We start from the raw sequence: 1,097 nt of genomic DNA on the forward strand, positions 1-1,097 counted from the left end.
AAAGAAGTTTGGCGAGCTCATGAAAGGCACCACCATGGTGGAGCCCGTCGCCCAGTTGAAGGACAAAATTGCCTCCATGGAGGATGACCTTGCCCTCTTTCCCAGCAAAGAGACTCCCTTTTACTCCCTCCTCGTTTCCCTCTCGAGCAACGTCAAAGGTGATGACGGGATCGCGATCCGGGAGATAAACTTCACCCGGGGCAAGCTCACCGTCACCGGGGAAGCGCCCGACCAGGAGAGGGTGACGGAACTGAAAAACCGGCTTTCGCGGGAGGGAGACAGGGACGTGGAGATAACCGAGACGGGCCCGTCCGCCACCGAAGGCCTGGTGAAGTTCAAACTGACGATTACGTGAGGCTGAGAAATTGAACCTTTCACAGAGGGAGAGAACGCTGATCAGGTTCGGGATGATTGCCGCGGGGATAATACTGGTCTTTTCCTTTTACATCTCCCCCTCCATCTCGAAGATAAAGTCTGCCAAGCGGAGCTTCGAGTACAACAGGAAGCAGTACGTGGAGTTCCTGCCGCTGTCGGAGAAGTACCGGGAATTGAGTGACCGTTTGAACGAGGAAAAGAAAGGCATAGGAAAGGCACGGGTCACCCAGGACACATTCAGGAGCTCCTTCTCCAAAATTCTCAGGGAGAGCGGCCTCTCGATCGGCGCCTTCGAGATCCAGTTCGGTGGGTCGAGGGAAAAGGGCGAGTTCCGGGAATTTGTCTTCAACATCGAGGGGAAGGATATCACCTACCGCGAGTTCCTCGAACTGGTCAAGAGGATCGAAGAGGGCAAGGACAGCCTGGTCATCAAGGAGGCGAGAGTAAAGCCGACCTTCGAATCGGACAGGTACCTCAACGTCAGCATGAAGATCTCCGTCATATCGAGTTAGGGCTCTCATCTCAGCCGTTGTCCTCCCGCCAGAGATGTCGTAATCCCGGCAAATATTTACCCCAGCAGCCGGTCAAAACAGCNNTTTTTTTGAAATATCCATAGCTGTATATTTTTCTCGGGGGCAGCGTCAACCCACGTGCAGAGGAAAAAAGGAGGTGGGGGGATGGGTAAAAACAGAAAAGCAGCAGCTTTCATCGTTATTTCTCTT

2 protein-coding genes are annotated in these 1,097 nt (G+C 53.6%); both read left to right on the forward strand.

Going from position 1 to position 1,097, the window contains the following annotated elements:
* The coding region (locus GTN70_03640) for a hypothetical protein (protein ID NIO16081.1) at nucleotides 1-355 on the forward strand (355 nt) is incomplete at its 5' end.
* A 10-nt stretch (nucleotides 356-365) separates the two neighbouring features.
* Nucleotides 366-887 carry a hypothetical protein gene (locus GTN70_03645; GenBank protein NIO16082.1) on the forward strand — a complete coding sequence of 174 codons (522 nt, stop codon included), beginning with the start codon at nucleotides 366-368 and terminating at the stop codon, nucleotides 885-887.
* Nucleotides 888-1,097: the final 210 nt, after the last annotated feature.

It is taken from the genome of Deltaproteobacteria bacterium (assembly GCA_011773515.1).
Taxonomy (GTDB): domain Bacteria; phylum Desulfobacterota; class Deferrimicrobia; order J040; family J040; genus WVXK01.